Here is an 18,099-nt window from a genome sequence, read left to right as displayed (position 1 = left end):
AGCCAGGAGTGATCATGCAACGAGTTACCGCCCCGTTCCGCGCCGATACCGTCGGCAGTTTTCTGCGCCCCGCTGCGATCAAGCAGGCGCGTGAGCAGTTTGCTCAGGGTGAGATTGATGCCGCCCAGCTGCGTCAGGTAGAAGATGAGGCCATCCGCTATGTCGTGGAGCAGCAGCGTGCTAATGGCCTGAAAGTGGTGACTGATGGTGAGTTCCGTCGTGCATGGTGGCACTTTGACTTCTTTGACAGTCTGCTGGGCGTGGAGCGTTACGAAGCCGAGCAGGGCATTCAATTCAACGGCGTGCAGACCAAAGCGCGTGGCGTCAAAGTGACTGGCAAAGTGGCGTTTAACCCCAATCACCCGATGCTGGAACATTTCCGTTTCCTGCAAAGCATTGCCGGTGATGCGGTACCGAAGATGACCATCCCCAGCCCAAGCGTGCTGCACTTCCGTGGTGGTCGTAAAGTGATCGATGCCGCCGTCTATCCGGATCTGAAAGACTATTTCGCCGATCTGGCGCAGACCTACAAAGATGCCATCAAGGCGTTTTACGCTGCGGGCTGCCGTTATCTGCAACTGGATGATACCGTCTGGGCCTACCTGTGCTCGGTGGATCAGCAACAGCAGATCCGTGAGCGTGGCGAAGATCCACAGGAACTGGCGCACATCTACGCTCAGGTGCTGAATACGGCGCTGGAAGGTAAACCGGCGGATCTGACAGTGGGACTGCATGTGTGTCGCGGTAACTTCCGTTCAACCTGGATCTCGGAAGGCGGCTATGAGCCGGTGGCTGAAATCCTGTTTGGTGGCGTGAATATCGATGCTTTCTTCCTTGAATATGACAACGAGCGTTCAGGCGGTTTTGAGCCGCTGCGCTTTATTAAGCCGGGCCATCAACAGGTGGTACTGGGCCTGATTACCACTAAAACCGGTGAGCTGGAAGATCCGGCACAGGTGAAAGCGCGTTTGCAGGAAGCGGCGCAATTCGTCAGCCTGGAGCAGATTTGTCTCAGCCCGCAGTGTGGTTTTGCTTCCACCGAAGAGGGCAACAGCCTGAGCGAGGAACAGCAGTGGCAAAAAATTCGCCTCGTAGTCGATATCGCAAATCAGGTGTGGTGATGCTGTAAAGTTGTGCAAACAGGCGCGTAAATCGCGCCTTTTGTGCATGTAGAAAGCAAGTTTTGCACGTATATCTCTCGCGCTGTGGAAAGTTTCAGCAAATCATCTGATGCGTTATCGACCTTATCTATACTGATTCACTGCTTTTCACCTGATTCGTGCTATATCCTTCTGGTTTTCCGATCCCGTATTGCCTTTCTTCGCTATAAACGTTTTACTACGGCCCGTTGTCAATCCATCCCTCTGTGAACAGAAGAAAAGCAGTTTAAATCACCTGCGCTTTGAGTATACGGCGAGCATAACGCACTGGCATTGCCTGATAAGTCGTTGTTTTTAGCGCGGTCAGGGGACAACACGAACCCAACTTCCACCGCAACATCAGTTACAGGCAGTACAGAAGTTTATGACATATCGTTTAACCCCGAAGGATATCCTCGCGCTGGGCTTCATGACGTTTGCCCTGTTTGTCGGCGCAGGAAACATCATTTTCCCACCGATGGTAGGTATTCAGTCTGGCGAACACGTCTGGACTGCCGCTATTGGTTTTCTGATTACCGCGGTAGGTCTGCCGGTGATGACCGTCATCGCCCTGGCGCGTGTGGGCGGCGGTATCGATGCCCTTAGCTCGCCGATTGGCAAAGCCGCCGGTCTGCTGCTGGCGACCGTGTGCTATCTGGCTGTTGGCCCGCTGTTCGCGACGCCGCGTACCGCAACCGTATCCTTTGAAGTGGGCATTGCCCCGCTGACTGGTGATGGTGCGCTGCCGCTGTTTATTTACAGCCTGATCTACTTCTCGCTGGTGATCGTCATTTCCCTCTATCCGGGCAAATTGCTGGATACCGTGGGTCATTTCCTGGCACCGCTGAAAATTGTTGCGCTGACGGTGCTGGGCATCGCCGCGCTCCTGTGGCCTGCCGGTGGTCTCTCTCCGGCGACGGCGGATTATCAGCGTGCTGCCTTCTCCAGCGGTTTTGTTAACGGCTATCTGACCATGGATACGCTGGGCGCGCTGGTGTTCGGTATTGTTATCGTCAACGCTGCCCGTTCACGCGGTGTGGAAGATGCGCGCCTGCTGACCCGTTACACCATGCTGGCGGGGATCATCGCCGGTGTCGGTCTGACACTGGTTTATCTCTGCCTGTTCAAGCTGGGTTCAGACAGCGGCGCGATTGTTGATCAGAATGCCAACGGCGCGGCGATTTTACATGCTTATGTACAACAGACTTTCGGCGGCATGGGCAGCTTCTTCCTGGCTGCGCTGATCTTCGTAGCCTGTATGGTGACGGCTGTTGGCCTGACCTGTGCCTGTGCAGAATTTTTTGCGCAATACCTGCCGTTATCGTATAAAGCCCTGGTCTTTATCCTCGGTCTGTTCTCTATGGTGGTGTCGAACCTCGGCCTGAGCCATCTGATCCAGATTTCGATTCCGGTGCTGACGGCCATTTATCCGCCGTGCATCGTGCTGGTGGTGCTGAGCTTCACCCTGAGCTGGTGGAACAAAAGCAGCCGCATTATCGCTCCGGCGATGTTGGTCAGCCTGCTGTTCGGTATTATTGATGCCATCAAAACCACCAGTTTTAAAGACGCGCTGCCGTTATTCAGTCAGCACCTGCCGCTGGCCGATCAGGGACTTTCCTGGTTGCCGCCTTCGCTGGTGATGCTGCTGATCGCGGCGGTGGTGGATCGCGTAAAAGGACGCGAACAAGTCGCCGTTCACCAGTAAGCGACATTGCTGTTAATTTCGACCACGGGCCTGCCCGTGGTTTTTTCATTTGCAAGGTACTGTTGTTATGCAAGAAACCAATAAGCTCAAACGCGGACTGAGCACGCGCCATATCCGTTTTATGGCGCTGGGGTCAGCGATTGGCACCGGGCTGTTTTATGGCTCGGCTGATGCCATCAAAATGGCCGGTCCCAGCGTGTTGCTGGCGTACATCATTGGCGGCGCGGTGGCTTATGTCATCATGCGTGCGCTGGGCGAGATGTCGGTCAACAATCCGCAGGCCAGTTCATTTTCGCGCTATGCGCAGGATTATCTTGGCCCGCTGGCCGGTTACATCACCGGCTGGACTTATTGCTTCGAGATTCTGATCGTGGCGATCGCCGACGTGACAGCTTTTGGTATCTACATGGGGGTGTGGTTCCCTGAGGTCCCGCACTGGATTTGGGTGCTGAGCGTGGTGCTGATTATCGGCGCGATTAACCTGATGAGCGTGAAGGTGTTTGGTGAAGTGGAGTTCTGGTTCTCCTTCTTCAAAGTCGCCACCATCATCGTGATGATTATTGCCGGTTTTGGCATGATTTTCTGGGGCATCGGCAACGGTGGGCAGCCAACCGGTATCCATAATTTGTGGACCAATGGCGGCTTCTTTGCGCATGGCGTGGTAGGGATGTTGCTGTCGTTGCAGATGGTGATGTTTGCCTATGGTGGGATTGAAATCATCGGTATCACCGCCGGCGAAGCGAAAGATCCGGAGAAGTCGATTCCGCGTGCCATCAACTCGGTGCCGTGGCGTATTCTGGTGTTCTACGTGGGTACGCTGTTTGTGATTATGTCGATCTACCCGTGGAATCAGGTCGGTACTTCTGGCAGTCCTTTTGTGTTGACCTTCCAGCATCTCGGCATTGCCGCAGCGGCGTCAATCCTGAACTTCGTGGTGCTGACGGCTTCTCTGTCTGCGATTAACAGTGATGTATTTGGTGTCGGACGTATGCTGCACGGCATGGCGCAGCAGGGCCATGCACCGAAGATGTTTATGAAGGTCTCAGAACGCGGTATTCCGTGGGTCACGGTGCTGGTGATGATGCTTGCCATGCTGGTTGCGGTCTATCTCAACTACCTGATGCCGGAGAAGGTCTTTCTGGTGATCGCCTCCCTGGCGACCTTTGCTACCGTCTGGGTGTGGATCATGATTCTGCTGTCGCAGATTGCCTTCCGCCGCAAGATTAGCCAGCAGGAAGTGGGTAAGCTGAAGTTTGCCTTGCCTGGCGGCAGTGCCACGGCGTGGGTTGGAGTGGTGTTCCTTGCCTTTATCATCGCCCTGATTGGTTACTTCCCGGATACGCGCGTGTCGCTGTATGTCGGTTTTGCCTGGATAGTGCTGCTGATGCTGGCATGGCCGCTGGCGAAGCGAAATAAATAATAAATTGGGCGGCCCAGGCCGCCCAATTTATTTAGGGGGTAGCGGCGCGATTTATCGCGTTATTTTTGTTTTGTCCAGTGACGGTGTCTACCCATCCCGGCATTGCGCGATAAATCGCGCCGCTACGTATTTTTGTGGTTTCTCACCAGTTCTTTCCTAACGCAATCTCGCCACCATAGGGACTGAGATGGTTGTTGTCGTAATACAACGGCAAGCCGTTATTGGCAAACAGGCAACCATGGTCATTACAAAGGTTTTCACGCAAAGACAGCACCCGCACACCGGCACTGGCATAGCTTTGCAGCAGTTTATCCACCGCCGCTTCCGGGTACTGGAAGAGTTTGGTGCGTGCCGTGCTCAATGGCGGGGTATCCCAGCGTCCCAGCCAGTCGCTCAGTTCACGGCGAATCGGGATATTACGGTTGTTGCTGTAGCGCAGAGGATCGATATCCAGCGATGGGGCATCCTCAATGATGGTGACTTTCTTCCCGGCCTGTTGCAGTGCCGCCACCACCTTATCCATACCGAATTTTAACGCCTCCAGATTGCTTTTTTCCGGATGCGCCAGCTCACGGAAACCGGAGCCCGGCAGGATGCTCATGCCGGATGCCCAGTAGGCACTGATCACTACTTCGTCAATCTTGTCACTCAGCACCATTTTTAGTACCTCGCGATTAAAATCGACGCACTGCTGGGCATGGGCGGGTTCCTGAACCACCACCCGCGTCGCATCAATCAAAAACGGACAGGAGGCTTTTGTTAGCTGAAACAGCGGTTTGTGCTGGCGCAATGCATAACCCGCGACCGGGGTGCGCAGCGCGGCGGCATGGCTATCGCCGATTAAGGCAATACCGGGCTGATCGGTGTCCGGATGGCACTGCGCATTCAATGACGGGAAATTGGCGCCGTAGTCCAGCAGGCATGGGTTGCGCTGTGCCGAAATTTTCCACGACTCACCGTTGACCACCTGTTCGCTGACGCGATACTTCAGGCCGCCGGTTTGCCACAGGATCACCATCGCACCGGCGGCCAACAGTGAGGAGGCACAGTAAACCGGGATCACCAGGCGGGTGGCACGTTGCGGATGACGGAAAGGTTGCTCAACAAAGCGCCAGGAGATCCAGGCAATCAGCAACGCCAGGGCGCTAATCGCCAGACCCTGCCAGACCGTTAACGGATGATCGCTACAAATGCGCGCCAGGCTGAGCAGAGGCCAGTGCCATAAATACCAGGAGTAGGAGACGGTACCGATAAAGCGCATCACGCGGTTTTCCAGCAGCAGCTGGTTCAGGCGACCGCGTGCGCCGATCATCAGGCAACCTGCCGCCACCGGAATCATGGCCAGCCAGCCGGGGAAGTCACTGTTGTTGGCCAGCAGCATGGCGGAGGCCACAATCAGCAGCCAGCCGAGCAGATTACACCCGTTGGCGGCGCGCCCCTCTATTGGCTGTGGTTGCCACAGTGCCAGCAGCACCCCGGCACCCAGCTCCCAGGCGCGGGTCGGCAGCAGATAGAACGCGCGGGTACTGTTAACCGGGGTCATCCACAGGCAGGCGATTAACGAGGCGATGCTGATCACCAGAATCACCCCTGGCATGGAGCGTCTGAAGCGTGCGGTCAGTAGCAAAATAAAGGGCAACACCACGTAGAACTGTTCTTCGATGCCGAGTGACCAGGTCATCAGCAGCGGGTTTAAATCGGAATCGGTGCTGAAGTAGTCGCCACTTTTCATCAGCAGCATATTGGGCACGGAAATAAATACCGCCACGCTGTATTTTGCCAGCTGACTGAATTCGAGCGGGGAAAGCAGGAGATAGCCGAGTAATAGCAGGACCGCCATCATAAAAAACAATGCCGGGGCAATGCGTCGTATACGTCGTAAGTAGAATTGATAAAAGGAGAAACGCGCTTCGGTTATTTCCCGGCTGATAATGCCACCAATTAAAAATCCAGAAATAACAAAGAAAATATCTACGCCAATAAAACCACCGGGCAGGAAGGTCACACCTGAATGGAACAACACCACTGATAAGATCGCGACGGCGCGCAGGCCGTCAATATCCGCGCGATAACCGAAATTACCCGATTTGGTCATAAGGCCACCCGTTGCTCTTAAATATCCTGACGCCTGAGGCGAAAAAAATAAATCGGCGCATCCTGTCGCCGAAAAACAAGGGTAAAAAAATAATGAATCAAGGGATGATTGACGTTTAAAGGTTAACGCGAGGTAAACGGAATGCGTACCTCTGACGGAAAATATAGATAATTCTCAGATGGCTCTGGCAAATGACTTTCGAGATTTTAATGATTGTGATTTTGGCTGGTAAGCCGGGTGAATATAAATTAACCGTAGCGGCGTAATTTATCACGCCGTTTTACCGAACATAAAAATGCCGATAAAAGAGCGCGATAAATCGCGCTGCGACACGTCATTGTGGGTAATTGACCGGGATTATCGCCTGCTTATCCAGCGCCTGGCTGAAGGTATTCAGTGTCGATTGATAAGGACACAAGGTGCCGACATCGGTAATTCGACAGTTTTTCTCATGCCACTCCTCGCGCAGCAACGGATGGCGATCGTCGACCGGGGCTAAGTGCCGCAGATCATCCAGACTTTGTGCCTGGAAGTAGATATGTAAAAAACGCTCGCCAGTTTGCGTATCGCGCCAGCGTTCGAACACCAGGCTACTGCCGGGTGGAACATTGCCACGGGAATACCCCGGCAACTGCCAGCTGAAATTCATCAGCGTTCGCACACGAGCGATATTGGTATCGTGCGCCACCAATAGCAGCCAGCGGGTAGCCGGTGAAGCGTTCTGTGCCGGGCCGACACCCTGTTCCAGCCCTTTAATGATGGCATCCAGCAAAATCGACCCACGGCGCTGTGCCAGATAAGGGACGTCGTTGCTGAGATCATAGCTGGCGGTCAAAATCGGTAACAGTGCGGTGATCTGGCTGGAGGCGGTGATATTGCCCCATGCCAGCTGGCTGAGCGGCAGGTTCTCGCTCCAGCCCAGCCGCAGAGTTTCCACCATACTGGCCAGCACGCTCAGGCCCTGTACATAAGTGTGTCCTTTTTTGGTTTGTTTCAGCTGCCACGGGCGATCAAACTGAGCGCAGTGGTTACCGGGCGCACAAACCGCCTGTTTAAGCTGCTGCACAGCGGGTTGCAGCTGCTGTTGCAGTGCCGCCAGATCACCGGCTTTAGCCACCATCGCAGCATATTCCCGGGAGGGATCGAGGTCAGCAAAGGGCAAATCCTCCGACTGGAACAGTGGGTCGGTATCGCCATCAACATGATGTATCGCGACCCCACAGCCAGGAAATGCACCATCAACCAGCGCCTGTGCGGTGGCGCGCGTGCGCTGTTTGGGGCTGGCACGCACGTAAATTTCGTCGCCAGCAGGACAGCCCTGGGTCAGCAGACCGAGCTGTCGATAGTGCTCGCCTTCCCAACGACCTTTGTTCACCACTGCGGCGTAACCGTGTCCGGTCAGTTCACCGTCGGCAGTGACCCAGCGTGTCCAGGGGCGATCGGTTGCCGCTTCGATCTCTTTACGATTGCCGGGAGTGGGGGGACGCACGCCGTGTCGGCTGAGCTCCACCACTTTTTCCAGCTGATAGTGATCGGCAGCCTGACTGCTACCGATCAACAGCCACAGCGCACTGACCAGCAGCAAAGACGATCGCATGGACATCGGTGAATCCTTTTATAAGCGGGCAGAGGAGGCTGGCAGCATCGCTTTCAGCTGTGGATAGAGCGTCGCATTGGTAAGCAGCACCGGATTGCCGTTTTTCAGCCCGTCGTTGTGCAGATAATCATTGGTGACGCCGCCTGCCTCACGCATCAGGACGATGCCTGGCAAACCGTCCCACGGGTGCATATGGGCTTCGAAATAGCCGATCAGACGCCCGGCAGCGGCCCAGGCGCTCATCAGCGCACCCGAGCCGGTACGGATAAACATGCCACCCTGTTGCAGCAGGGCAGAAATAAAGTTTGTAAGGGGGGCTGGCGGCTGGCTGTTGGAGCTGCTGATACCCAGCACCCCCTGATCCAGCTGCCGGGCGCTATGTACCTGGATACGTTTGTCATTAACCCAGGCACCTTTGCCGCGGCAGGCATGAAACAATTCGTGATGATTGGGATCGCACACCACGCCAATCACCGCTTCATTTTCACACACGATGGCCAGCGACACGCACCAGTTATGCAGACCATTAATAAAACAGCTGGTGCCATCGATCGGATCCACCACCCAGATAAAGCGCGCACCTTCCGTCTCGCCGCCGCTTTCTTCGCCCAGCACCGCGTCTTCGGGAAAGCGCTCGGCAATCAGGGATTTAATCAGTTGTTCCACATTGCGATCGGCTTCACTGACCACATCCTGGAGGTCCTTCTTATGCTCAATCACCAGTTGGTGGCGCTGCTGATACCAGGAAAGCGCGCGACTGGCGGCAGCTTTGGCGACATCACAGGCATAGTGATAACGCGCGTCAAGTTCAGTAAGTGATGCTGATGACATCTTTCCCTCTTATGATTTGCGACAGGCGAAATGGTTTAAATCGCCCGGACAGGCGAATGGGCTGTGTGATCCAGGTAACGAAAGTTAAGAAAGGCTTCATTAAGCCGCAGATAAAAGCGGCTGGCAAGAGGGGCGATGGATTCGGAATGCGTTATAGCTGTTGCGTGCGTGCCAGCGCCATCAGACGCGGATAGAACTGAAAGAACTGTTGCTCCAGCCCGGCATAGTGTTCAACGAAATCCTGATATGAGTCGCGCAGTGCTTTGAGGCGCGGGCGGCGCAGTGCCATGCCATTCAGTACCCGCGCCAGACGCGCGGGTTCAGCATAATGTTCAAACCAGCGATCGCGCCACATCACGTCATTAAGCTCGATAAACCCTTCCGGTGTGCCGTTCAACTGAGGAACAATGTCCCGCTCGGCATCGGCGGTAAAGGCCACCAGCGATTGCTCTGGATGTATTTTATCCCAGTGACGTGCCAGGAAATGGTCCCAGATAACGTCCAGCGTAATCGGCGCGACACGTCGGGTTTCGGCACGGAACCACTGACGCGCTTCGCGTACTTCCGGCAAATTATCGGTCATGATGTCGAGACGCCGGTGCAGCATGATGCCATCGGCAACCGGGGTCGGCCAGTCCTCATGTGGGTTACCGCGCACAAAGTCGGCCATTAAGTTACCGAGCAGTGAGCTGTCAGCCAGATGGGCCAGATGAAGGTGAGCAAGAAAGTTCATGGCGCATTATAGCCAGAATCAACGAGACGCAGCCAGTTGTTCAGAATTAGTCGCTTTTCCGCTAAACTATGCCGCCTGTTTTTAGTCCTGAAGAAGTGAAGTATGCGTGTAGCCGATTTTGCCTTTGAGTTGCCGGAATCTTTGATCGCCCATTATCCCCAGGCGCAGCGTAGCGGTTGCCGTCTGTTGTCGCTGGATGGCCCGAGCGGTGTGCTCAGCCACGGTGTGTTTACCGATGTACTGGATAAACTCAATCCGGGCGATCTGTTGGTTTTCAACAACACCCGCGTCATTCCCGCGCGCGTTTTTGGTCGCAAGGCCAGCGGCGGCAAAATCGAAATGCTGGTGGAGCGCATGCTGGATGACAAACGCGTGCTGGCGCATGTGCGTGCTTCAAAAGCACCGAAGCCGGGTACCGAATTGTTGCTGGGCGATGATGAAAACGTCAAAGCCACCATGGTGGCGCGCCATGGTGCGTTGTTCGAGATCGTGTTTGAAGACGACCGTGCGGTGCTGGATATCCTGAATAGCGTCGGCCATATGCCGTTGCCGCCTTATATTGATCGTCCGGATGAAGATGCTGATCGTGAGTTGTACCAGACAGTGTACAGCGCGCGTCCGGGTGCGGTGGCCGCGCCGACAGCGGGCCTGCACTTTGACGAGCCTTTACTGGAGGCGCTGAAAGCCAAAGGCGTCGAAATGGCCTTTGTCACGCTGCACGTGGGGGCGGGCACATTCCAGCCGGTGCGGGTGGAAACCATCGAAGATCACACCATGCACGCGGAATACGCCGAAGTGCCGCAGGACGTGGTGGATGCGGTACTGGCCTGTAAAGCACGGGGTAATAAAGTGGTCGCGGTTGGCACCACCTCGGTGCGGTCGCTGGAAAGTGCAGCGCAGGCAAGCAAGGATGCGCTGATTGCACCGTTCTTCGATGATACCCAGATTTTTATCTATCCCGGTTATCAGTACCAGGTGATTGATGCCCTCATCACCAATTTCCATCTGCCGGAATCTACCCTGATTATGCTGGTGTCGGCGTTTGCCGGTTATCAGCACACCATGGCTGCCTATCATGCGGCGGTCGCGGAGCAGTATCGTTTCTTTAGCTACGGGGATGCCATGTTCATCACCCGTAATCCGCATGGCGCAGGCAAGTCGTCGGCCTAAATTTGAGCATTAACCCGGCCGGACGCTATCCGTGCGGCTTTTTTTCCGGGCGCAGGCACGGACTTAAGCGTCAGACTGTCTCTCTGATGAGGTAATTGTGAAATTTGAGTTAGATACTACCGACGGGCGCGCACGCCGTGGCCGTCTGGTTTTTGATCGTGGCGTGGTGGAAACCCCGGCATTTATGCCAGTGGGCACCTATGGCACGGTAAAAGGCATGACGCCGGAAGAAGTCCAGGATACGGGTGCACAGATTATCCTCGGCAATACCTTCCACCTCTGGCTGCGCCCAGGGCAGGAAATCATGAAGCTGCATGGCGATCTACATGATTTCATGCAGTGGAAAGGACCTATCCTTACCGATTCGGGCGGTTTCCAGGTGTTCAGCCTGGGTGATATCCGTAAGATCACCGAAGCCGGTGTGCATTTCCGCAACCCGATCAATGGCGATCCGATTTTCCTCGATCCGGAAAAGTCGATGGAGATTCAGTTCGACCTCGGTTCCGATATCGTCATGATCTTCGATGAATGTACGCCTTACCCGGCGGACTGGGACTACGCGAAGCGCTCAATGGAGATGTCGCTGCGCTGGGCAAAACGCAGCCGCGACCGCTTTGACTCACTTGGCAACAAAAATGCGCTGTTTGGCATCATTCAGGGCAGTGTTTACGAAGATTTACGTGATGTCTCCGTCAAAGGTCTGGTAGAGATTGGCTTTGATGGGTACGCTGTGGGCGGCCTGGCGGTGGGTGAACCAAAAGAAGACATGCACCGCATCCTGGAACACGTCTGTCCGCAAATTCCGCACGACAAACCGCGTTATTTGATGGGCGTTGGCAAGCCGGAAGATCTGGTGGAAGGCGTTCGTCGCGGTATCGATATGTTTGACTGCGTTATGCCGACGCGTAACGCGCGTAATGGTCATCTGTTCGTCACCGATGGCGTGGTGAAAATCCGTAATGCGAAGCATAAAGATGATACCTCGCCACTCGATGCCGAGTGTGATTGTTACACCTGTCGCAATTACAGCCGTGCATACTTGCATCATCTCGATCGCTGTAACGAAATACTGGGCGCACGTCTGAACACCATCCACAATCTGCGCTATTACCAGCGCCTGATGGCGGGTTTACGCCAGGCTATCGAAGAGGGTAAATTAGAGCACTTTGTTAGCGAGTTCTATCAACGGACGGGCAAAGCGGTTCCACCGTTAAACGTCTGATAATTCATCAATGAGGGAAATTTAATGAGCTTTTTCATTTCTGACGCTGTGGCTGCAGCAGGCGCACCGTCTCAGGGAAGTCCTTATTCTCTGGTGATCATGCTGGTGGTCTTTGGTCTGATCTTTTACTTCATGATTCTGCGTCCGCAGCAGAAGCGTTCGAAAGATCACAAGAAATTGATGGATTCCATCTCCAAAGGGGATGAAGTGCTGACCAGCGGTGGTTTAGTGGGTCGCGTGACCAAAGTGGCAGAAACTGGCTACATCTCTATCGCCCTGAACGACACCACTGAAGTAGTGATTAAACGTGATTTCGTGGCTGCCGTTCTGCCGAAAGGCACCATGAAGGCGCTGTAATTTTTTCTTCCCGAAGGAAACTGCCGTGTTAAACCGTTATCCTTTGTGGAAGTACATCATGCTGGTCGTCGTGATTCTCGTCGGCCTGCTCTATGCGCTTCCCAACCTTTATGGTGAGGATCCGGCCGTTCAAATCACTGGTGCGCGCGGTGGCGCCGCCAGTGAGCAAACGTTGGATCAGATCCAGACTGCATTACAAAAAGATAATATTCAGAGCAAATCCCTCGTTCTGGAAAATGGCGCGATTCTTGCGCGCTTTGCTAATACGGATGTGCAGCTGCGCGCCCGTGAAGCGATTACCAATGTGCTTGGCGAGAACTACGTTGTTGCGCTCAACCTGGCTCCGGCTACCCCGCGCTGGCTGAGCATGCTGTCCGCAGAACCGATGAAACTCGGTCTTGATCTGCGCGGCGGCGTACACTTCCTGATGGAAGTGGATATGGATACCGCTCTGGGCAAACTGCAGGAGCAGAACGCCGACGGCCTGCGCAGTGACCTGCGTGATAAAGGCATCCCCTACGTTACCGTGAATAAAATCGCGAACTATGGCGTGGAAATCCGTTTCCGTGACGGCACCAGCCGTGATGCGGCCATCAGCTACCTGTCTTCGCGTCACCGTGATCTGGTGATCTCAAGCCAGGGTAGCGATACCCTGCGTGCGGTGATGACCGATGCTCGCCTGAGCGAAGCGCGTGAGTATGCGGTTCAGCAGAACATCAATATCCTGCGTAACCGTGTTAACCAACTCGGCGTAGCCGAACCGCTGGTGCAGCGTCAGGGTTCTGACCGCATTGTGGTTGAGTTGCCAGGTATTCAGGATACGGCGCGTGCCAAAGAGATTCTGGGTGCAACCGCAACCCTCGAATTCCGTCTGGTTAACACCACCGTTGACCCGAGCGCTGCGGCCAGCGGCCGTGTTCCGGGTGACTCTGAAGTGAAAATGACGCGTGATGGTCAGCCGGTTGTGCTGTACAAACGCGTGATTCTGACCGGTGACCACATCACGGATTCCACGTCGAGCATGGATGAGTACAACCAGCCACAGGTGAACATTTCACTGGATGGCGCGGGCGGTAACATCATGTCTAACTTCACCAAGGACAACATCGGTAAGCCGATGGCGACCCTGTTCGTGGAGTACAAGGACAGTGGTAAGAAAGATGCCAACGGTCGTGCGATTCTGGTGAAACAGGAAGAAGTGATTAACGTGGCGAACATCCAGTCGCGCCTCGGTAACAGCTTCCGTATCACCGGCATCAGCAACCCGAACGAAGCTCGTCAGCTGTCGCTGCTGCTGCGTGCCGGTGCGCTGATTGCGCCGATTCAGATTGTGGAAGAGCGTACTATCGGCCCAACTATGGGTCAGCAGAACATCACACAAGGTCTCGAAGCCTGCCTGTGGGGTCTGATCGCCTCCATCATCTTTATGGTGGTGTTCTATAAGAAATTCGGTCTGATCGCCACCAGTGCTCTGCTGTGTAACCTGGTGCTGATTGTCGGCATCATGTCACTGCTGCCGGGAGCCACGCTCACCATGCCGGGTATTGCCGGTATCGTGCTGACGCTGGCGGTAGCGGTGGATGCGAACGTACTGATTAACGAACGTATTAAAGAAGAGTTACGTAACGGGCGTTCCGTGCAGCAGGCGATTCATGAGGGGTACAAAGGTGCCTTCTCCAGTATCGTCGATGCTAACGTGACCACGCTGATTAAAGTCATCATTCTTTATGCGGTCGGTACCGGTTCAATCAAAGGTTTTGCGATCACCACTGCTATCGGTATCGCCACCTCCATGTTTACCGCTATCGTCGGCACCCGTGCCATCGTTAACCTGGTGTACGGCGGCAAACGCATCAACAAGCTGTCTATCTAAGGAGTGCGTTGTGGCACAGGAATACAGTATTGAACAGCTGAACCATGGGCGTAAGGTCGTTGACTTTATGCGCTGGGACACGCTGGCCTTTATCATCTCCGGTCTGCTGATTCTGGCGTCTATCGCCATCGTCAGCGTGCGAGGCTTCAACTGGGGCCTCGATTTTACCGGCGGGACGGTGATTGAGATCAACCTGGAAAAACCAGCCGAGCTGGATACCCTGCGCGTTGCGCTGGTGAAAGCAGGCTTCCAGGAACCCCTGGTGCAGAACTTTGGCAGCAGCCGTGACGTGATGGTACGCATGGCTCCGGTTCAGGGCCCGGCGGGTCAGGAACTGGGCAACAAAGTGGTGTCGGTGATTAACGAAACCGCACAGCAGAACGCCACCGTGAAGCGTATCGAGTTCGTCGGCCCGAGTGTGGGCAGCGATCTGGCGCAGGCGGGGGCGATGGCACTGATGTCGGCACTGATTGCGATTCTGATCTATATCGGTATTCGTTTTGAGTGGCGTCTGGCACTGGGTACCGTGCTGGCGCTGGCGCACGACGTGATCATCACCTGTGGCATTTTGTCGCTGGCGCACATCGAGATCGATCTGACTATCGTCGCGTCGCTGATGTCGGTGATTGGTTACTCGCTCAACGATAAAATCGTGGTTTCCGACCGTATTCGTGAGAACTTCCGTAAGATCCGCCGCGGTTCTTCTTACGATATCACCAACGTGTCGCTGACCCAGACGCTGAGCCGTACCCTGATCACCTCGCTGACTACGCTGGCGATGATCCTGATCCTGTTCATCTTTGGTGGTGCGCTGCTGAGAGGCTTCTCGCTGACCATGTTGATTGGTGTGACCATTGGTACCATCTCATCAATCTATGTCTCTTCAGCGCTGGCGCTGAAACTGGGCATGAAGCGTGAACATATGCTGGTGCAGAAAGTGGAGAAAGAGGGCGCCGATCAGCCTTCGATCATGCCGTAATTTGCGACAGTAAAAGTGTTAAAGTAAACGTAAACCGCGTCCTGGTTCAGGATGCGGTTTTTTTTATCAAATTCAGGTGAAATTCTGACCATTCTCCGTAGATCTTCCTCCTGACATCCAGAATTCAGTTATTCCAACGAATGACGACTCTTTTATGAAATGTGATTTGACTCAGGTTAATTTATTAAAAGGGCGCAAATTTTCGTTGATTTAACCATAAAATAACTGTGGTTTATTGGTAAGGGTGATTTTGCATGGCAGCCAGATGTGTCCCGATGGGGTTTAAGATAGCGATTGGTGTAACACTATTCATTATCTCGTTTTTGTTGGTATGTCCTTCATCTCCTGCTACTGCGAGTGAATATGCGTTCTGGAATAAGATAGCAAATCTGTTTGGTGAAAATGATGTCGAGGGGGTTGTCGGCATTGCTTTGCTCATCATTTGCACATTAACGACGATTATTGGTTATCCCATAGCTATCAGACTTATTGAGCGCAGGCTTAACAGAAAAAAAGAGTGAGACAGATGTTCTGCATTTCAGTAGTGGCGCGATAAATCGCGCCACTACGAATCGCTGCAAACTCACTGGCGATTAGGGTGTCGTCGCGCTGGTCACATCATGAACACGGATATAGCCGAGCTGTTCAGGAGACAGTCCGCTGAGGCGCAGCGGTACAGTCACGGAACTGCGTGGCATCAGGCTGGCGGGCACGCTGATGGTCTGGCTCAGGCTGTCTGCATTTAGCGGTTTGCCGCTGGCCGGGTCCATTTCACCCCAGACCACGGTTGCGTTCAGCGCCGGAACCGGTTTGTCGTCCGTTGAGCGAATATTCAGATTGGCACGACTGCCGCTGGCTTCACCCTCTACGTGTGTGAGTGACAGGCGTAATTTGCCCAGCTGGGTTTGCAGCTCCACCGGCGTGTTGGCCTGGGGTAGCAACCATGCGCCCTGGCTGGATTGGCTATTCAACTGCCCCTGAATTTCCAGCGCGCTGGCCTGATTGGTTAGCTGACGCATTTGCTGATTTAGCTGACTGACTTCCTGATGCAGTTGTTTGACCTGCGGTGAAACCGGGGTTGAACTACAACCACTCAAAACCAGCAAAGAAAGCGCTGCCGGCGCCCATAACATCCTGATCGTCATGCAATGTCCTTTCCATTGTTGGGAAAACCTCATGTTGCGCGATAAATCGCGCCGCGACAACCCGTGCACTGAATCGTGGCGGCGTGATTTATCACGCTGTTTTAACCATTACCGTGCTTTTCATGTCAACGCATTTTGTTGAAATCGAGATCGGCGCTACACTGTATGGCCCAAATTCTCGCGACAGGAAACGTCATGCATTGCCCATTCTGCTCCGCTGTGGACACCAAAGTGATTGATTCGCGCCTGGTCAGTGAAGGCTCATCAGTGCGTCGTCGTCGCCAGTGTCTGGTGTGCCATGAGCGTTTTACCACCTTTGAAGTGGCTGAGCTGGTGATGCCGCGCGTGGTAAAAAGCAACGATGTGCGTGAACCCTTTAACGAAGATAAGCTCAGCAGCGGCATGATGAAGGCGCTGGAGAAGCGGCCTGTCAGCGCCGATGCGGTGGAAAGCGCGGTTAATCATATTAAAACGCAGCTGCGCGCCACCGGGGAGCGCGAAATTCCCAGTAAACTGATCGGCAATCTGGTGATGGATGAACTGAAGAAGCTCGATAAAGTGGCTTACATCCGTTTCGCGTCGGTTTACCGCAGTTTTGAAGATATTCGTGATTTTGGCGAAGAGATCGCCCGCTTACAGGATTAATTCATGACCGACGAACGCTATATGGCGCGCGCGCTGGAACTGGCGCGTCGCGGACGTTTTACTACCACACCGAACCCCAATGTCGGCTGTGTGATTGTGCGTGATGGCGAGATTGTCGGTGAAGGCTGGCATCAGCGTGCCGGAGAACCCCACGCAGAAGTTCATGCGCTGCGTATGGCCGGCGATAAAGCCCGTGGCGCTACCGCCTATGTCACGCTCGAACCCTGTAGCCATCATGGTCGTACCCCGCCTTGTTGTGATGCGTTGATCGCCGCCGGTGTCAGCCGCGTAGTGGCTGCGATGCAGGATCCCAATCCGCAGGTGGCCGGTCGAGGCCTTTACCGTTTGCAGCAGGCAGGCATTGAGGTGAGCCACGGTTTGATGATGAATGAGGCTGAAGCGCTCAATCGCGGCTTCCTGAAACGCATGCGTACCGGATTTCCGTGGATCCAGCTCAAACTGGGTGCCTCGCTGGATGGTCGTACCGCGATGGCAAGTGGCGAAAGCCAGTGGATCACTTCTGCAGCGGCAAGGCGCGATGTGCAACGTTTTCGTGCCCAAAGTTCAGCTATTCTTAGCACCAGCAGCACGGTGCTGGCGGATAATCCGTCGCTCACGGTGCGCTGGGGCGAACTGAATGACGAAGTGCGCCAGCAACTGGATGAAAACTCGCTGCGCCAGCCGGTGCGGGTAGTGATCGATAGTCAGCAGCGCGTGACGCCGCAACATCAGTTGATTGACCAGCCGGGCGAAACCTGGCTGATGCGTAGCCAGGCGGATCAACAAGCCTGGCCTGCAAGTGTCAGCCAGATTGCCGTGCCGCAGCGTGAAGGTCAGCTGGATTTGGTGGCAATGATGATGTTGCTTGGTCAGCGCCAGATTAACAGCGTCTGGGTTGAAGCCGGTGCGTCGCTTGCCGGTGCGTTGTTACAGGCCGGATTGGTGGATGAGCTGATTATTTATCTGGCACCGAAGCTGCTGGGTAATGCCGCACGCGGCCTGTGTGAACTGCCGGGTCTGGAGCGTCTTGCCGATGTTCCTGCCCTGAATTTTAGCGATGTGCGCCAGGTGGGCGAAGACCTGCGTCTGACCCTGACTCCACATGGAAAAGCCTGAGCGCGTCGCCAAAGAGTATGATAGAATCCGCCCCCTTCTGCGGGGCTACAAAACAACTCCCAAAGGATATGT

16 protein-coding genes are annotated in these 18,099 nt (G+C 54.7%); 11 read left to right on the top strand and 5 right to left on the bottom strand.

Annotated features, from left to right (window positions below):
* Positions 1 to 14: 14 nt before the first annotated feature.
* The 3 genes from PW844_RS23540 (at position 15) to proY (ending at position 4,264) form a co-directional block, all read left to right on the top strand.
* Complete coding sequence (locus PW844_RS23540; RefSeq protein WP_299457030.1) at positions 15 to 1,121, top strand: cobalamin-independent methionine synthase II family protein; 1,107 nt, start codon at positions 15 to 17, stop codon at positions 1,119 to 1,121.
* Positions 1,122 to 1,524: 403 nt separating this feature from the next.
* A complete protein-coding gene (brnQ, locus tag PW844_RS23535; RefSeq protein WP_084873080.1) occupies positions 1,525 to 2,844 on the top strand; it encodes a branched-chain amino acid transporter carrier protein BrnQ in 1,320 nt (439 codons plus the stop codon).
* A gap of 67 nt (positions 2,845 to 2,911) precedes the next feature.
* On the top strand, positions 2,912 to 4,264 hold the full coding sequence (gene proY, locus PW844_RS23530) for a proline-specific permease ProY (protein ID WP_299457027.1): 1,353 nt from the start codon (positions 2,912 to 2,914) through the stop codon (positions 4,262 to 4,264).
* Between the two features lie 142 nt (positions 4,265 to 4,406).
* Here proY and PW844_RS23525 read toward each other — a convergent pair whose 3' ends face one another.
* The 4 genes from PW844_RS23525 to PW844_RS23510 all read right to left on the bottom strand — a co-directional run bounded on the left by PW844_RS23525 (position 4,407) and on the right by PW844_RS23510 (position 9,520).
* Positions 4,407 to 6,359: an acyltransferase family protein gene (locus PW844_RS23525; RefSeq protein ID WP_299457024.1), complete on the bottom strand. Its 1,953-nt coding sequence runs from the start codon at positions 6,357 to 6,359 to the stop codon at positions 4,407 to 4,409.
* Positions 6,360 to 6,693: 334 nt separating this feature from the next.
* Entirely contained in the window at positions 6,694 to 7,956 is a 1,263-nt protein-coding gene (locus PW844_RS23520; protein ID WP_299458296.1) for a histidine-type phosphatase, read from the bottom strand.
* 18 nt (positions 7,957 to 7,974) lie between these two features.
* A complete protein-coding gene (locus PW844_RS23515) occupies positions 7,975 to 8,787 on the bottom strand; it encodes an inositol monophosphatase (RefSeq protein WP_299457022.1) in 813 nt (270 codons plus the stop codon).
* Positions 8,788 to 8,938: 151 nt separating this feature from the next.
* Positions 8,939 to 9,520, bottom strand: coding sequence for an ACP phosphodiesterase (locus PW844_RS23510; protein ID WP_299457019.1), 582 nt, complete (start codon positions 9,518 to 9,520; stop codon positions 8,939 to 8,941).
* Positions 9,521 to 9,622: 102 nt separating this feature from the next.
* Between PW844_RS23510 and queA the strand changes: the two genes are divergently transcribed.
* The 6 genes from queA to PW844_RS23480 all read left to right on the top strand — a co-directional run bounded on the left by queA (position 9,623) and on the right by PW844_RS23480 (position 15,642).
* Positions 9,623 to 10,690 carry a tRNA preQ1(34) S-adenosylmethionine ribosyltransferase-isomerase QueA gene (gene queA / locus PW844_RS23505; protein WP_299457017.1) on the top strand — a complete coding sequence of 356 codons (1,068 nt, stop codon included), beginning with the start codon at positions 9,623 to 9,625 and terminating at the stop codon, positions 10,688 to 10,690.
* Positions 10,691 to 10,787: 97 nt separating this feature from the next.
* Positions 10,788 to 11,912 (top strand): tRNA guanosine(34) transglycosylase Tgt, encoded by a 1,125-nt coding sequence (gene tgt, locus PW844_RS23500; RefSeq protein WP_299457015.1) that lies wholly within the window; start codon positions 10,788 to 10,790, stop codon positions 11,910 to 11,912.
* 24 nt (positions 11,913 to 11,936) lie between these two features.
* Positions 11,937 to 12,269 (top strand): preprotein translocase subunit YajC, encoded by a 333-nt coding sequence (gene yajC, locus PW844_RS23495; RefSeq protein ID WP_084873094.1) that lies wholly within the window; start codon positions 11,937 to 11,939, stop codon positions 12,267 to 12,269.
* 25 nt (positions 12,270 to 12,294) lie between these two features.
* Positions 12,295 to 14,142 (top strand): protein translocase subunit SecD, encoded by a 1,848-nt coding sequence (gene secD, locus PW844_RS23490; protein ID WP_084873096.1) that lies wholly within the window; start codon positions 12,295 to 12,297, stop codon positions 14,140 to 14,142.
* A gap of 10 nt (positions 14,143 to 14,152) precedes the next feature.
* A complete protein-coding gene (secF, locus tag PW844_RS23485; RefSeq protein ID WP_299457009.1) occupies positions 14,153 to 15,121 on the top strand; it encodes a protein translocase subunit SecF in 969 nt (322 codons plus the stop codon).
* Positions 15,122 to 15,375: 254 nt separating this feature from the next.
* Positions 15,376 to 15,642, top strand: coding sequence for a hypothetical protein (locus PW844_RS23480; protein ID WP_299457007.1), 267 nt, complete (start codon positions 15,376 to 15,378; stop codon positions 15,640 to 15,642).
* Between the two features lie 72 nt (positions 15,643 to 15,714).
* Here PW844_RS23480 and PW844_RS23475 read toward each other — a convergent pair whose 3' ends face one another.
* Positions 15,715 to 16,266 carry a DUF3251 domain-containing protein gene (locus PW844_RS23475; protein ID WP_299457005.1) on the bottom strand — a complete coding sequence of 184 codons (552 nt, stop codon included), beginning with the start codon at positions 16,264 to 16,266 and terminating at the stop codon, positions 15,715 to 15,717.
* 195 nt (positions 16,267 to 16,461) lie between these two features.
* Between PW844_RS23475 and nrdR the strand changes: the two genes are divergently transcribed.
* Positions 16,462 to 16,911, top strand: a complete 450-nt coding sequence (gene nrdR / locus PW844_RS23470; RefSeq protein ID WP_021185864.1) for a transcriptional regulator NrdR — start codon at positions 16,462 to 16,464, stop codon at positions 16,909 to 16,911.
* Positions 16,912 to 16,914: 3 nt separating this feature from the next.
* Positions 16,915 to 18,027: a bifunctional diaminohydroxyphosphoribosylaminopyrimidine deaminase/5-amino-6-(5-phosphoribosylamino)uracil reductase RibD gene (gene ribD, locus PW844_RS23465; RefSeq protein WP_299457002.1), complete on the top strand. Its 1,113-nt coding sequence runs from the start codon at positions 16,915 to 16,917 to the stop codon at positions 18,025 to 18,027.
* Positions 18,028 to 18,099 lie beyond the last annotated feature (72 nt).

The sequence above is a fragment of the Pantoea sp. genome (genome assembly GCF_028283705.1).
GTDB lineage: Bacteria > Pseudomonadota > Gammaproteobacteria > Enterobacterales > Enterobacteriaceae > Pantoea.
The sequence above is the reverse complement of the archived record's forward strand: the minus strand, read 5'-3'. Positions and strand labels throughout refer to the sequence as shown.

Excerpts from the sequence above, each read along its gene's own strand:
- PW844_RS23540 (WP_299457030.1), top strand. The coding sequence starts at position 15 with ATGCAACGAGTTACCGCCCCGTTCCGCGCCGATACCGTCGGCAGTTTT.
- brnQ (WP_084873080.1), top strand. The coding sequence starts at position 1,525 with ATGACATATCGTTTAACCCCGAAGGATATCCTCGCGCTGGGCTTCATG.
- proY (WP_299457027.1), top strand. The coding sequence starts at position 2,912 with ATGCAAGAAACCAATAAGCTCAAACGCGGACTGAGCACGCGCCATATC.
- PW844_RS23525 (WP_299457024.1), bottom strand. The coding sequence starts at position 6,359 with ATGACCAAATCGGGTAATTTCGGTTATCGCGCGGATATTGACGGCCTG.
- PW844_RS23520 (WP_299458296.1), bottom strand. The coding sequence starts at position 7,956 with ATGCGATCGTCTTTGCTGCTGGTCAGTGCGCTGTGGCTGTTGATCGGT.
- PW844_RS23515 (WP_299457022.1), bottom strand. The coding sequence starts at position 8,787 with ATGTCATCAGCATCACTTACTGAACTTGACGCGCGTTATCACTATGCC.
- PW844_RS23510 (WP_299457019.1), bottom strand. The coding sequence starts at position 9,520 with ATGAACTTTCTTGCTCACCTTCATCTGGCCCATCTGGCTGACAGCTCA.
- queA (WP_299457017.1), top strand. The coding sequence starts at position 9,623 with ATGCGTGTAGCCGATTTTGCCTTTGAGTTGCCGGAATCTTTGATCGCC.
- yajC (WP_084873094.1), top strand. The coding sequence starts at position 11,937 with ATGAGCTTTTTCATTTCTGACGCTGTGGCTGCAGCAGGCGCACCGTCT.
- PW844_RS23480 (WP_299457007.1), top strand. The coding sequence starts at position 15,376 with ATGGCAGCCAGATGTGTCCCGATGGGGTTTAAGATAGCGATTGGTGTA.
- PW844_RS23475 (WP_299457005.1), bottom strand. The coding sequence starts at position 16,266 with ATGACGATCAGGATGTTATGGGCGCCGGCAGCGCTTTCTTTGCTGGTT.
- nrdR (WP_021185864.1), top strand. The coding sequence starts at position 16,462 with ATGCATTGCCCATTCTGCTCCGCTGTGGACACCAAAGTGATTGATTCG.
- ribD (WP_299457002.1), top strand. The coding sequence starts at position 16,915 with ATGACCGACGAACGCTATATGGCGCGCGCGCTGGAACTGGCGCGTCGC.